Source organism: Streptomyces sp. NBC_01255 (genome assembly GCF_036226445.1).
Classification (GTDB): Bacteria; Actinomycetota; Actinomycetes; order Streptomycetales; family Streptomycetaceae; genus Streptomyces.
Genome location: NZ_CP108474.1, coordinates 4,652,990 through 4,666,523 on the forward strand (window position 1 = coordinate 4,652,990; position 13,534 = coordinate 4,666,523).

Sequence of the window (13,534 nt, forward strand, 5' to 3'; positions counted from 1 at the left end):
GTGGCAGAGGTACTCGACATCGCGACCATCGCTCCGCTGCGCGGCGCGGGCACAGCGGTGCTCCCCGTGCGGAGCGCCGCCGTCATCCCCGTACGCGGCTCCGCGACCCGTCCGTTCGGGCGTCCGCGCGGGCTCGGCGGGATGCCGGTGATCGCCCCCGTGCCCGCCGGATCCCGCACGAGAGCGATGGACGGCATCCCCTCTCCCCGTACGAGCGCTGAAGGGGCCATGGCCGCCGGCACCACCGTCGACCACCTGACCGAGACCTACCGCGCCCACTACCGGTCGCTGCTGGGCCTCGCGGCGCTCCTCCTGGACGACACGGCCTCCTGCGAGGACGTGGTCCAGGAGGCGTTCATCCGCGTCCACTCCGCCCGCAAGCGCGTCCGCGAGCCCGAGAAGACGCTCGCCTACCTGCGCCAGACCGTCGTGAACCTCTCCAGGTCCGCGCTGCGCCGGCGCATCCTCGGCCTCAAACTGCTGTCCAAGCCGATGCCGGACATGGCCAGCGCGGAGGAGGGGGCGTACGACCAGCTGGAGCGGGACGACCTCATCAAGGCGATGAAGGGCCTTCAGCGGCGGCAGCGCGAGGTGCTCGTGCTGCGGTACTTCGCGGACATGACGGAGGCCCAGGTCGCCGAGACGCTCGGGATATCGCTGGGTTCGGTGAAGGCGTACGGTTCGCGGGGCATCGCGGCGCTGCGCGTCGCGATGGAGGCGAACGCATGAGCCACGAGAAGGACGAGCCCCAAGCCGAGCGCGACGCCCGTGCCGAGCGCGACGCCCGTGCCGAGCGTGACGCCGGTGATGAACGTGACGACCTGAGTGGACGACGGATGCTGAACATCGAGCCCGATTCCGAGCCCGATTCCGAGCCGGATCCAGAACCGGATCCGGAGGCGGATGTCGTGGGTGCCGTCAGTGGTCCGGGCGCCGTGAGCGACCTGGGTGCCGGGAGCGACCTGGGTGACCTGGGTGACGAGCTCGCGCTGCGGCGGCTGCTCCACGGCGCCGTCGCGGGCCTGGAGCCCACCACCGGCTCGCTGGACCACCTGCGCCGTGCCGTGCCCGCGCGGCGGGCCCGCAAGCGGCAGGCCGTCGTCGGCGCCGCCGCTGCCGCCGTCCTCATCGGGACGGCCGTGCCGGCCTTCGTGCACGTCGCGAACTCGGGCGGGATCACCGCCGCCAACCCCGTGAACGCGGGCCACGGCCAGGATGCCCAGGGCGGCACCGGAGCCGAGACGGGCGTCGAGGGAGGCAAGTCCTCCCAGTCCCCGGCGACCCATGTGTCCCCCAGCCAGGGCACGGTCGACGGGGCCACGGGCAAGCCGGAGCGGACGGAGAGCCTCACGAGCACCACGGGACCGCGGGCCTCCGAGATCCCGGTGATCGGCGACTCGCCGCGGTGCGAGCCCGACCAGCTCGGCGTCAGCGCGACCCAGACGAGCGGCCCCGACGGCTCGGGGAGCGTGTACGGCACGTTCCGCGTCGCCAACGTCTCCGGGAAGAACTGCGTCGTGGACGGCAGCGGCATCGTCAGCTTCGAGGCCAGGGGCGCCGCCGACCCGGGCCAGATCTCGGTCGTCCGGCACACCGCGGGCGACGGCAGCGGACTGCCCGATCCCGCGCAGGAGGCGTCCGCGCTCCTCCTGAAGCCCGACGGCTCCTACGAGGTCCGGTTCGCCTGGTTGCCGAGCTCGACCTGTCCGACGACCGGCGGGACCGCGACGACGGTGCCGACTCCGACGCTGCCGCCGACCGTGCCGCCGACCACGCCGCCCTCGACGGAGCCGACGCCGACGGAGCCGCCGACCACGACGCCCCCGACGACGGAACCGGCCACCCAGGACCCCGGCACGGACACGGGGACGGGCACCGGCGGGGACACCGGAACGGGCACGGACGCGGAGAGCGGTGTGGCGCCGCAGCTGTTCCGGGCGGACGGCGCACCGGCGGACGGCAGCGTCTCGGTCAGCCACACCGCGGAGCCGGGCGGACCCGTCGCCGTGGCGACCGTCCCGAACGCCTGCGCGGGCACGATCTACCGGACCGGCATCCTCGCGGGCTCCTGAGCCTGAGCCGACGGAAAAGGGCCCGGAGGACCCGTCGGTCCTCCAAGCCCTTTCGCGGCTGTCCTACAGGCCCAGCGCCTCGTCCCGGGAGGCCTCCGCCTCGCGGCGCACGAGGCGGAACCACATGAAGAGGACGAAGCCGGCGAAGACGAACCACTCCGCCGTGTAGCCGAGGTTCTGGAAGGCCTTCACGTCCAGGCTCGTCCCCGAGGCGGCCGCCGCCGGGACCGGCGTGAGACCGGCGGGGGAGTCGGTGAGGGTGATCCAGGCGTCGTAGACGTCGTCCGTGACCACGTTCACCAGGGCCGCCGCGCTGATCATGCCGAGCTGCCCCTCGGGCAGGCCGCCCGCGCTGTGGACGCCCTTCGTCCCCGGATTCTCCGAGGCCTGGAGCGCGCCCACCACCGTGACCTCGCCGGTCGGCGGGGCCGGGGCCTTCGTACCCGTGGGGAGCCAGCCCCGGACCACCGGCAGGGACTGGCCGCCGTCCGTCTTCAGCAGCGTCAGGACGTACGAACCGGTCCGGCCGTCCAGGTCGCGCTCCGGGACGAGGAACTGCTCCCCGAACCGGCCGCGCGCCTCGGCGGGCCGCCCCGAGGTCTCCTGGTCCACCGGCAGGAGCGTGTCCAGCGGCGCCGCCTTCAGCGAGCTCGCGGCGGGCCGCTGCTCGGCCTCCTGATGGGAGTCGACGCGATCCTCGAACTTGCCCAGCTGCCAGGTCCCCATGAACACGCAGAACGGGATCGCCAGCAGGACGAAGACGTTGATCCCCCACCAGCGGGGCGTTGCCAGGAACCGGTACACACCCCCACGGTACGCAAGCGCGCCCCGCTCCCCGACGGCCGGGTCCCCAGGGGATCCCCCTGGGATCCCCCTGGGGTCCCCAGGCGGTCCCTACGCGGTCCCGAGGTGCTTCGCGGCGAAGGCCAGGTCCAGGGCGACCTGCTTGATCCGCTCCTCCACCACGAGCGAACCGTGGCCCGCGTCGTACCGGTACACGTCGTGGACGGCGCCCCGGTCGGCGAGCCGGTCCACGTAGTTGTCGATCTGCCGGATCGGGCAGCGCGGGTCGTTGACGCCGGCCGAGATGTGCACCGGGGCCTTCACCGCGTCCACGTACGTCAGCGGTGACGAGGCCGCGTACCGCTCGGGCACCTCCTCGGGCGAGCCGCCGAGCAGCGTCCGGTCCAGCGCCTTGAGGGCCTCCATCTCGTCCTCGTACGCCGTGACGTAGTCCGCGACCGGGACCGCGGCGAGACCGACCGCCCAGGCGTCCGGCCGCGTGCCGAGACCGAGGAGCGTGAGGTAGCCGCCCCACGAGCCGCCGGAGAGGACCAGCCGCGCCGGGTCGGCGAGCCCGCTCGCCACCGCCCACTCACGGACCGCCTCGACGTCCTCCAGCTCGATCAGACCGACCCGGTGCTTGAGCGCGTCCGTCCACTCCCGGCCGTACCCCGTCGAGCCCCGGTAGTTCACCCGCACCACCGCGTATCCGTGGTCCACCCAGGCCGCCGGGCCCGAGGCGAAGGCGTCGCTGTCGTGCCACGCCGGGCCGCCGTGCACCTCGAAGACCGTGGGGAACGGCCCCTCGCCCTCGGCGGGGCGCTGCACCAGCGCGTGGATCCGGCCGCCGGGCCCGTCCACCCACACGTCCTCCACCGGCACCGACGGCGGCGCCTTGGGGCCGGGAGGGTCGAGGACGATCCCGCCGTCCGTGGAGCGCACGACCGGCGGCTCGGCCGCCGAGGACCACAGGTACTCGACGCTGCCGTCGGGCCGGGCCGTCGCGCTCGACACCGAACCGGCCGGGGTGTCCACCCGGACCAGCGCGCGCGTCGCGATGTCGTACCGGAACAGCTCGCTGCGGGCCTCGAAGCCGTGCACGATCAGCAGGCCGGAGCCGTCCGGGTACCACTCGGCCGACACGTCGCCCGGCAGGTCGAGCCGCAGGTCGGTCTCGGTGCCCGTCGCCACGTCCCAGAGCATCGGCTCCCAGCGGCCGCGCCGCTGGTGCGCGACGAGCAGCCGGGAGTCGCCCGCCATCGGCGCGAAACCGAGGACCGCGAGCCCGAGCTCCTCGGTGCCGCCCTTGGTGTCGTCGAGCTCGGCAAGCACGCTCGCGTCGGCGGCGCGCAGCACGCGCAGCGCCGAGTGCATCGCGTCCCCGTGCTCGGTGTGCTCGATCGCGATCAGCGACCCGTCGTGCGAGAGGTCGCCGACCCCGGCCGACTCCCGGTGCCGGTAGATCTCGACCGGGGCGCCGGCCCCCGGGCGTACGAGATGGACCGTCGAGCCGTCCTCGTCCGTGGAGCGGCCGATCACCAGCGTGCCCTCCCGGCCGATGGCCAGACCGCCGGGGTAGGAGGCGTCCAGGCCGGCTACGGCGGGCTCGTCCGCGCCGCCCGCGAACGGCTGGCGCATCCACACCCCGAACTCGTCCCCGTCGGTGTCCGCGAACCACCAGATCCACGCGCCGTCCGGGGAGAGCGTGCCGTCCGTCGTGCCGTTCGGCCGGTCCGTGACCTGCCGCTGCTCACCGCTCGCCCGGTCCCAGGCGTACAGCTCGTACGTCCCCGTGGCGTTGGAGACGAACAGCGAGCGGTCCGGGGCCTCCTCGGCCCACTCGGGCAGGGAGACGCGCGGTGCGCGGAACCGCTGCTCCCACACCGGGGTCTGCTCCCATGCCGGGATCTGGGCGAAGTCCTTGCTCTCAGTCATGACACCCATCATGCTCCGCCCGGCCGACAATCCGGTCGCGTCGTCCGCAACCTGTGGATAACCTCGCGATCATGTACTCCCCGACCCCTGAGGACTGGCGCGAGGCCAATCGCGCACGCTGGGACGAGCGCGTCCCGATCCACGCCTCCAGCTCCTACTACGACCTCGACTCCTTCCGGGCGGGCAAGGACGCCCTGCGGGACTTCGAGCTCGCGGAGGTCGGGGACGTCACCGGACGCTCCCTGCTCCACCTCCAGTGCCACATCGGCCTGGACACGCTCTCCTGGGCCCGGCACGGCGCCGCGCACGTCGTCGGCCTGGACTTCTCCGAGCCGGCCGTCGAGACCGCCCGTTCGCTCGCCGGCGACCTGGGGTTCTCGCAGGACCGCGCCGCCTTCGTCGCCGCCGACGTGTACGACGCCGCAGAGGCCGTCCCGGACAGCTCGTACGACATCGTCTACACGGGCACCGGGGCGCTCAACTGGCTTCCCGACATCGAGCGCTGGGCGGAGACCGCCGCCTCCCTCGTCGCCCCGGGCGGCTTCCTCTACGTGGCCGAGTTCCATCCGCTCACCGACTCGCTCGACGACGAGACCGGCAGCCGGATCGTGAACGACTACTTCGTCCGCGAGCCGTGGGTGGACACCGCCCCGGGCACGTACGCGGACCTCGACGCCGACACCGTCCACAACCGCAGCGTGGAGTGGGTGCACCCGGTCGGCGACGTCGTCACGGCGATCGCGCGGGCAGGGCTGCGCATCGAGTCGCTGCGCGAGCACGACGCCTCGCTGTACCCCCGCTACGGCGCGCTCCAGCGGCACGAGGACGGCTTCTACCGCTTCCCGGCCGACCGTCCCCGGATCCCGCTGATGTACTCGATCAAGGCGACCCGACCCGCCTAGAGGTGTCCCCTACGACCGGCCGAGCCTGATGACGGCGCGTCCGCCCGTCAGATCCACCGTCGAGTGGTGCGGCGGGGCGCCGTCCAGCTCGTCGTCGCGCATCACGAGGGAGCTCTGCCGCTCCTTGAGCTCGTTCTGCTTGCCCTGCGAGAACGTCGCGTGCAGCTGCTCGAAGCCCGTGGAGGAGACCTGGCCCGTGCGCTTGCCGCGCCCGGTCGCCCGCAGCAGCTGGTCGGCGAAGGCCACCACCGTCAGCAGGATGACGAGGCCGGGCAGCGTCACGAACACGGCGAACTCCATGGCCCCATGAGACCACGTCGGGCGGTACGGGGGAACGGGCCGGAACGGGCCGGCCGGCCTCAGATCGCCACGTCGGGCCGGATGTGGTGCGTGCGCCGTCCGTCCGGGCCGAGGACCTGCGCCCCGATCTTGTGGGTGCGCAGGGAGACCTGGGTGCCCGTGATCCGCATCGTGGGAGCGGCCCGTACGAGCGTCGCCGTCACCTCGTGGAGTTCCTCGACCGTACGGAGCCACATCGCGAGCGCCAGATTGTGCGGTCCCGTCACCGAGGTGATCACACGGGTGTGGCGCAGCCGGGTCAGCGCCGCCACCGTCGCCGCCACCTCGAGGGGCGGGACGTCGGCCGTGACCAGCGCCCACACCGGACGCCCGGAGAACCTCGGGGCCGGCAGGCAGTGGTGGTGCAGCGCGCCGGCCGCCATGAGGGCGTCGAGCCTGCGCCGTACCGTCGACTCGCTCGTGTCGCACTGCCGGGCCAGCTCGGCGGCGCTGCGGCGGGCGTCCCCGGCCAGTTCCGCGACCAGCTTGCGGTCGAGCTCCGTGAGGGGAGTCTGCGCGCGGCCGGGTATGCGCACCCGCCGGTCCCCGCCCGTGGCCTCCGCGAGGTGCTGGACCTGCCCCGGGGCGAGCTGCTCGATGCGTGACCGGTACGGGCGGTTGTGCAGCCGGGTCACCACCTGCGTACGGGAGCGGAGCACTCCGGGCAGCGGTCGCACCCGGCCCGCGAGGTAGGCGTCGAGGGCGTAGAGATCCGGGCAGACCACGAGCAGCAGCAGGTCGGCGTCGCCGGTCACCTGGTGGACGCCGAGGGTGTACGGATCGTCCGTGAGCTCGATCGCGGTGGCTTCGGCGGCACCCGCGGCGCATTCCAGCTCGACCCAGGCGTACAGCGTGGTGTCCCCGCCGCGGGCGACGATCAGCGAACTCCAGGCCCAGCCCCCCGTGGTGAGGTGGTCCCAGCGTCGGGCGAGCGTGTCGGGGCTCGACCCCAGCACGGCCGAGAGCTGGGTCCAGCTGGCGCGCGGTGCGATCTGCAGTGCGTGGATCAATGACAGATCCGCCTCTCCCAGGACGGATTCCCCGGTATGCATATGCCTCCTTGGCCGATCCCTGGGAAACCGTGGGTGTGGGCGCCAGGGCGCCCCAGGATGTGGACTGGGGCATATGCATTCAAGCCGTAGTGGCGATTGTTCGCCATTAAGGCCGGCATAAGTCCCGGATTCGGACAGAAAGAGAACAGGACAGAACGGGACAGGGTGGTACGGGGGATGGAATCCATGGGGCACATGGGGAATCCGAAGAGCCCGCGGAGTACGAGGGGTACGAGCAGTACGAGCAGTACGCGGAGTACCGGGGGAAGGGAGGACGCGGGGAGTACGAGGCTCTCCGCGAGTAAACGCATGGCGGGGCGCACGGCGGGCACGGGGAGCACGACGAGCCCCGTGTGCGCGGCGGCGGAGGAGTCGCCGGAGGCAGAGCTGCTGTGGGGCGAACCGGTCAGTCCCGACCAACTGACCGCCGCCGAGCAGGGCTACGAGCGCTGCGGCGCCGCCGAACGCCTCCTGTGGGAACGGCTCTCCGTCTTCGAGGGCGCCTTCGGCCGGGAGGCCGTCCGCGAGGTCTGCGCCTCCGGCACGCTGCCCGCGGGGGAGATCCAGGCGGTCCTCGACCGGCTCGCCCCCCTCGCGCTCCTCCCCGTCGACGACCTCTTCGACGGCGAGGACGGCGCGCCCCGCTACTGGATGCCGCACCCGATGCGAGCCGTCGGCGCCCGCCGCCTCACCGAACGCGGCGACCGGTGGGCCGTCGTCCTGCACCACCGGAGGTGGTGCGTGAAGCTGGCCCGGCAGGCCGCCGACTGGTGGCAGAGCGGCCGCCAGATCGACGCCAGGAACCTCGCCCTGCGGGAACTCCCGGACCTGGCCGCCGCGATGGACCCGACGACCGCCCCGCTCTCGCCGCGCGCCGAGGCCGGCACGTCCGTCGAGATCGCGATCTCCCTGTGGTTCCTGTGGGTGGCCTGCGGGCGGGTCGCCGAGGGCCGGACCCGGCTGCGGCACGCCCTCTCCCTGCACTCCGGCCCGCCGCCAGCCCGCGCGCTGTGGCTCGCCGCCTACCTGGAGCTGGAGTCGGGCCGCCCCGAGGACGCCGACCCGCTCCTCGCCCAGGGCTGGGCGGCGGCCGTACGGGACGGGGACGACCGGTGCCTCGGCATGCTGGCCCATCTGCGCGGCGCGACCGCCCTCTTCCAGGGGCGTACGCGCGCGGCGGCGACGGAGTTCCGGGAGGCCCTCGCGCTCATGGAGGAGCACCCGGAGTTCGGGCCGAGCCGGGAGCTGTGCTGGGTCGCCCTCGCCCTCGCCCTCAGCCGGACCGACCCGGAGGCCGCGCAGGAGGCCCTGGACCAGGCCGTCCTCGACACGGCGGCCCGGCGGGCCTGGACGGGGCGCGACCTGTGGGCCGACGCCTGGGCGCACCACGCGCGGGCCGAACTCCTCGCCTGGGACGGGGAGCGCGAGCGGGCCGCCGAGCACGCCCGGCGGGCGCTCCGCGCCCATCTGTCCCTCGGCGCGGCGGTCGGGGCGGCCTGCGCGGCCGAACTCCTCGCCCAGATGCGGGTCATGGTCGGCCGGATGACGTCCGCCGCCCATCTCCTGGGCGCGGCGGACCTGTTGCGCGCCTCGGTCTTCGAGGAGTCGTACTGCCCGGCGGAGTACTGCGCGACCTCGCGCGACCGCAGCGAAACGCTCCTGCGGCGGCTCCTCGACGACCGGGAGCTGCGCCGCGCCTACGAAGAGGGCGCGCGGCTGGGCCTGTTCGCCCTGGCGGGCGAGGAGTAGGCGAGGCTCGTCGTCACGGGATCCGGCTCCGTCGACAGTCGGATTGTCAGTCGCGGTGTCTACGATGTCGGAATGTTCGCCTTCGTCGTGGCCGCGGTCTTCCTGCTGCTCTTCGGGGCCGGTGTGCTGCGCGACCGGCGCCGCTTCGGCAATGCCGTGTACCTGGGCCTGGCCGTCACGTTCCTCGGGCTCGGTCTCCTCGCCGAGATCGACGCCGCCCCGCCCGGCGTCTCCGAGACCGTGATGATCCTGGTGCTGCTCGTGCTGAGCCTCGGCCCGGTCGTGCTCGCCGGCCTGCTCTGCGTGAACGGCGTGAAGATGGTCCGCAAGGAGGGCAGACGCCCGGCGAACCTGCTCTCGCTCCTGGCGGGCCTCGGCATGTTCGGGGTGATGGGCCTGATGGCGGCGGCGGTCGTCACGCACTCGCGGGCCCTGGGCCTGATCGCCGTCACCACCCTCCTCGTGCTCGGCTACGTCTCGTTCCTGTTCCTCTGCTTCGTCGGGTACGCGTACCTGTACGGACGGATGCGGCTCCGCCGCGACGCCGACTACGTCGTGGTCCTCGGCTCCGGGCTGATCGGCGGCCGCCGGGTGCCGCCGCTCCTCGCGAGCCGGCTGGACCGGGGCCGGCAGGTGTACGAGACGCTGGCCGCGCGCGGCGGGGACGCGCCCGTCCTGATCACCTCGGGCGGCCAGGGCCCCGACGAGGAGGTGCCCGAGTCCCACGCGATGGCCGACTACCTCGTCGGGCGGGGCTTTCCGGCCGGGGCGGTCGTGCGCGAGGACCGTTCGCGCACGACCGAGGAGAACATGCTCTTCAGCAAGGAGCTGATGGAGCGGGACAGACCCGGCTCCTCCTGCGTGATCGTCACCAACAACTTCCACGCCTTCCGGGCCGCGCTGATGGCCCGGCGGGCGGGGGTGGACGGCCAGGTCGTCGGCTCGCCCACCGCCGCCTACTTCTGGCCGTCGGCGACCATGCGCGAGTTCGTCGCGGTCTTCCTCCAGTACAAGGTGGTGAACCTCGGGATCTGCGCGGCGCTGATCCTGCTCGGCGTCGTGGCGTGGTTCGCCCGCTGACCCGCACCACTGATGCGGCTCACGGGGTGACGATCGGGAACTGCGGGTCGGGCGTCGTCACGTACGAGAAGAGCCGCCCGAGCAGCGCCGGGTCGCCCTCCACGCCGACCCCGAGCTCCTGGACGCTCTGGCCCGCCAGCAGGCCGAGGAGCTGGGCCTTGGCCAGGGTGAGCGTGAGCCCGGCGGGGGTCCGGGGATCGGAGATCTCCCGGTGGGTGAGAGCGCCGTTGTGCAGGGTGAGCCGGCGGCGGGTCCCCGCGCCCTTGGGGCCGTCCGTCAGGACCAGGTCGACGGTCAGCTCCTCGTGCCAGGCGCGCGGCCCGTCGATCCGTACGGCGATCGAGTCGAGGAGCATGGGGACGGTGAGGGCCATCGCCATCTCGGGGTTGGACGTGTCGAGATCCGTCTTGACGATGCCCTCGCGGAGCTCCAGCGCCGAGGTGAGGTAGAAGTTGCGCCAGGTGCCGTTCTCGGAGCCGTACCCGAGCCGGTCGTAGACCGAGGCCAGGGCCTCCTTCGCCTCGACGTTCCCCGGCTCGGCGAAGACCAGGTGGTTGAGCAGGGTCGCCGCGAACCGCAGGTCGTCCGCGTCGACGTACTCGCGGGCCTTGACGAGCATCTCTGCGGGGCCGCCGGCCAGGGCCACGTACCGCTTCGCGGTCTCGACCGGCGGGTGCTCCCAGAGATGGGCGACGTTGCCGTCGAACCAGCCCAGGTAGCGCTGGTAGATCGCCTTGGTGTTGTGGCTCAGCGAGCCGTAGTAGCCGCGCGCGTGCCAGGACGTGGCCAGGGCGGGCGGCAGCTCGATCCGCTCGGCGATCTCCGGGCCGGTGAGGCCCTCGTTGAGCAGCCGCAGCGTCTGGTCGTGCATGTACGCGTAGAGGTCCCGCTGCTCGGTCAGGAACCGCACCACGTTGTCGTGGCCCCAGGTCGGCCAGTGGTGGGAGGCGAAGCCGACGTCGTACATCCCGTGGAAGTACTCGATCGCCTCGTCGAGGTACACGGACCAGATGCGGGAGTCGCGGACGACCGCCCCGCGCAGGGTCAGGATGTTGTGCATGTTGTGCGTGGCGTTCTCGGCCAGGCACAGGGCACGGAGGTCGGGGAAGAGGAAGTTCATCTCGGCCGGGGCCTCGGTGCCCGGCGTCAGCTGGAAGACGATCCGTACGCCGTCGACCGTCACCTCCTGGCCGGTGTCCGTGATGTCCACGGTCGGCGGGATGAGGCTGATGGTGCCGAGCGAGGTGGTCTGGCCGAGGCCGGCGCTGATCTGGGCGTCCGGGGCCTTGGGGAGGTTCGCCCCGTACATGTAGGCCGCGCGGCGGGTCATCGCGTTGCCCGCGTACACGTTCTCGCTGACCGCGTGCTCCAGGAAGCCGACCGGGGCGATGATCGGCACCCCGCCCTCGGTGCCGTGCGGCAGGATCCCGCGGGCGCCGCCGAAGTGGTCGCCGTGCGAGTGGGTGTAGATCATGCCGGTGACGGGCCGGTCGCCGCGGTGCTCCTTGTAGAGCGCGAGCGCGGCGGCGGCGGTCTCCGTGGAGATGAGCGGGTCGATGACGATGATCCCGCTGTCGCCCTCGACGATCGTCATGCTCGACAGGTCGAGGCCCCGCACCTGGTAGATGCCCGCGGTGACCTCGTACAGCCCCTGCCGGGAGCAGAGCTGGGCCTGACGCCAGAGGCTCGGATGAGCGGTGTCGGGGCAGTCCGCCTTCAGGAAGTCGTAGACGTCGCCGTCCCAGACGGTCCGGCCGTCGTCGGCCGTGATCGCGCCGGGGACCAGGGCGCCGATGAAGCCGCGGTCCGCGTTCTCGAAGTCGGTGGTGTCGTCGAAGGAGGGCAGGGTGTCGCTCATGTACGGGGTGCTCCGTTCCGCGAGGGCGGTGATCGGCGTTCCGATCCATCTGAACACCGGGGCACTACGACCGCACTTCGGAGCAGATCCGCGAAAGGCGTGGTGAGCGGCGGGAGCGGCGCTCCGTACCTACTCTGGAGGTACGGAGGTGACCCATGAGGCGACGCCACCACTTCCACATCGACTACCTCGGGCACTCGGTCTCCGCGACCGTCCAGACCGGGCACACGCCCGTCGTGGAGGTGCTCGTCGACGGCAAGGAGACGGGGTACGCCACCGCGAAGCACGACCGGCCGGTGACCGTACCGATCGAGCTGCCGACCGACCCGCCGACGGCCGTGTTCGTACGGGCGACGCCGGGGCCCGGCGTGCCGCGCTGCCTGCTGCTCGCGACGGCGGACGGGGAGCCGCAGGTGATGGCGCCGAGACTGTACTGACGATCTGCACCGGCGATCTGTACCGACGGCCTGTCCTCACGGCCGGTACCGACGGCTCAGGAGAGCCAGGCCATGCCGATGATCAGGAAGACGACGAAGGCGATGGCCCCGGCGACGGCGGCGGTCTTGCGGGGACGGCGCCGGGACAGCTCGGCGAGGCCGCCGGTGCTGGTGCCCACGCCGGCCGCGGGGCGCTCGCGCCGCCGCGAGGTGGGCGCGGTGGGGGGCACGTGACGGGGCGCGGGCTGGTGCGCGGGCACGTGCTGCTGTGGGGCGTGCGACGCAGGCACGTGCTGCTGCGACTGCTGAGGCTGATGGGGCTGAGGCGACTGATACGCCTGCTGAGGCTGATGCGACGCATGCGGTTGCTGTGACTGGTGGGGCTGCTGCGATTGGTGAGGCTGATGGGCGGCCGGCTGCGGATAGCCGCGCCAGGCGCCGGAGGAGAACCAGTCCGCGATCGCCTGCGCCGACGGCCGCTGCTCGGGCTGCTTGGCGAGGAGGCTCAGCAGATACGTCTCGAAGACGGGCGGCAGCGCCACCCCCAGCCGCCCGGGCGGCATGGGTGCGGTGTCGATGTGCTGGTACAGCAGGGCCGTGGCGGTGTCCGCGCGGAACGGCGGGCGCCCGGTGAGGAGTTGGTAGAGCACGCACCCCAGCGAGTACACGTCGGAGGCGGACGACGCGGACTGCCCGAGGGCCCGCTCGGGCGCCAGGTACAGCCCGGTGCCGACGATCTGCCCCGTCGTGGTGAGCGCCCCGGAAGGGTCGTCGACGAACCGCGCGATGCCGAAGTCGGCCAGCTTCACGGTGCCCTCGGCGTCGACCAGCAGGTTCCCGGGCTTGATGTCGCGGTGCACGACCCCCTGCCGGTGGGCGGCCGCGAGCCCGGCGGCGGCGTGGGCGGCGACGACCGCGACCCGCTCGGCCGGCAGGACCAGCGGATCGGACGGGCTGCCCGCGAGGCTGTCGCCCTCGACCAACTCCATGACGAGGTACAGCTTCCCGTCCCACGTACCGAAGTCGAAGACGCCCACGACGTGCGGGTGGCTCAGCCGGGCGGCGGTCTGCGCCTCCAGCCGGAAGCGGTCGCCCGCGGACGGGTCGGAGCCGTGGCCCAGCATCAGCTTCACGGCCACGGACCGGCCGAGGACCTCGTCGGTGGCCTGCCACACCTCGCCCATGCCGCCCCGGCCGATACACACATGAAGCCGATATCGGTCCGCGACCAGCACCTGGAGACCACCCTTTCGACGATCGATCAACTTGACGGAAGGGAACCAGCGTAGAGCCGCGCGGAGGCGCCCTTCGCCGCGCGTCCCCTCCG

Annotated in this window: 12 protein-coding genes; 6 read left to right on the forward strand and 6 right to left on the reverse strand. The window is 72.8% G+C overall.

The window, feature by feature from the left end; genetic code table 11:
• Entirely contained in the window at window positions 1-729 is a 729-nt protein-coding gene (locus tag OG357_RS20900; RefSeq protein ID WP_329622596.1) for a SigE family RNA polymerase sigma factor, read from the forward strand.
• Window positions 726-2,072 carry a hypothetical protein gene (locus tag OG357_RS20905; RefSeq protein WP_329622597.1) on the forward strand — a complete coding sequence of 449 codons (1,347 nt, stop codon included), beginning with the start codon at window positions 726-728 and terminating at the stop codon, window positions 2,070-2,072. Before OG357_RS20900 ends, OG357_RS20905 begins: the two co-directional genes overlap by 4 nt.
• Before the next feature lie 63 nt (window positions 2,073-2,135).
• Here OG357_RS20905 and OG357_RS20910 read toward each other — a convergent pair whose 3' ends face one another.
• Complete coding sequence (locus tag OG357_RS20910; RefSeq protein WP_329622598.1) at window positions 2,136-2,876, reverse strand: SURF1 family protein; 741 nt, start codon at window positions 2,874-2,876, stop codon at window positions 2,136-2,138.
• 90 nt (window positions 2,877-2,966) lie between these two features.
• Entirely contained in the window at window positions 2,967-4,799 is a 1,833-nt protein-coding gene (locus OG357_RS20915) for a prolyl oligopeptidase family serine peptidase (protein WP_443066705.1), read from the reverse strand.
• A gap of 62 nt (window positions 4,800-4,861) precedes the next feature.
• Here OG357_RS20915 and OG357_RS20920 point away from each other — a divergent pair, with 62 nt between their 5' ends.
• The gene (locus OG357_RS20920; protein WP_329622600.1) at window positions 4,862-5,692 is read left to right on the forward strand and encodes a class I SAM-dependent methyltransferase; all 831 of its coding nucleotides are present in this window, start codon (window positions 4,862-4,864) and stop codon (window positions 5,690-5,692) included.
• Between the two features lie 9 nt (window positions 5,693-5,701).
• Here the strand turns inward: OG357_RS20920 and OG357_RS20925 are convergent, their stop codons facing one another.
• Together OG357_RS20925 and OG357_RS20930 are read right to left on the reverse strand one after the other, a co-directional pair.
• Window positions 5,702-5,992: a DUF6191 domain-containing protein gene (locus tag OG357_RS20925; RefSeq protein WP_329622601.1), complete on the reverse strand. Its 291-nt coding sequence runs from the start codon at window positions 5,990-5,992 to the stop codon at window positions 5,702-5,704.
• Between the two features lie 59 nt (window positions 5,993-6,051).
• Complete coding sequence (locus tag OG357_RS20930) at window positions 6,052-7,041, reverse strand: Lrp/AsnC family transcriptional regulator (protein WP_329622602.1); 990 nt, start codon at window positions 7,039-7,041, stop codon at window positions 6,052-6,054.
• A 351-nt stretch (window positions 7,042-7,392) separates the two neighbouring features.
• Between OG357_RS20930 and OG357_RS20935 the strand changes: the two genes are divergently transcribed.
• Entirely contained in the window at window positions 7,393-8,832 is a 1,440-nt protein-coding gene (locus OG357_RS20935) for a tetratricopeptide repeat protein (protein ID WP_329622603.1), read from the forward strand.
• Between the two features lie 72 nt (window positions 8,833-8,904).
• Window positions 8,905-9,912, forward strand: a complete 1,008-nt coding sequence (locus OG357_RS20940; protein ID WP_329622604.1) for a YdcF family protein — start codon at window positions 8,905-8,907, stop codon at window positions 9,910-9,912.
• Between the two features lie 19 nt (window positions 9,913-9,931).
• Here the strand turns inward: OG357_RS20940 and OG357_RS20945 are convergent, their stop codons facing one another.
• Entirely contained in the window at window positions 9,932-11,770 is a 1,839-nt protein-coding gene (locus OG357_RS20945; protein ID WP_329622605.1) for an alkyl/aryl-sulfatase, read from the reverse strand.
• Between the two features lie 155 nt (window positions 11,771-11,925).
• Here OG357_RS20945 and OG357_RS20950 point away from each other — a divergent pair, with 155 nt between their 5' ends.
• A complete protein-coding gene (locus OG357_RS20950; RefSeq protein ID WP_329622606.1) occupies window positions 11,926-12,207 on the forward strand; it encodes a hypothetical protein in 282 nt (93 codons plus the stop codon).
• Window positions 12,208-12,263: 56 nt separating this feature from the next.
• On the opposite strand, the gene OG357_RS20955 is transcribed toward OG357_RS20950, so the two are convergent.
• Entirely contained in the window at window positions 12,264-13,442 is a 1,179-nt protein-coding gene (locus OG357_RS20955; RefSeq protein ID WP_329622607.1) for a serine/threonine-protein kinase, read from the reverse strand.
• Window positions 13,443-13,534: the final 92 nt, after the last annotated feature.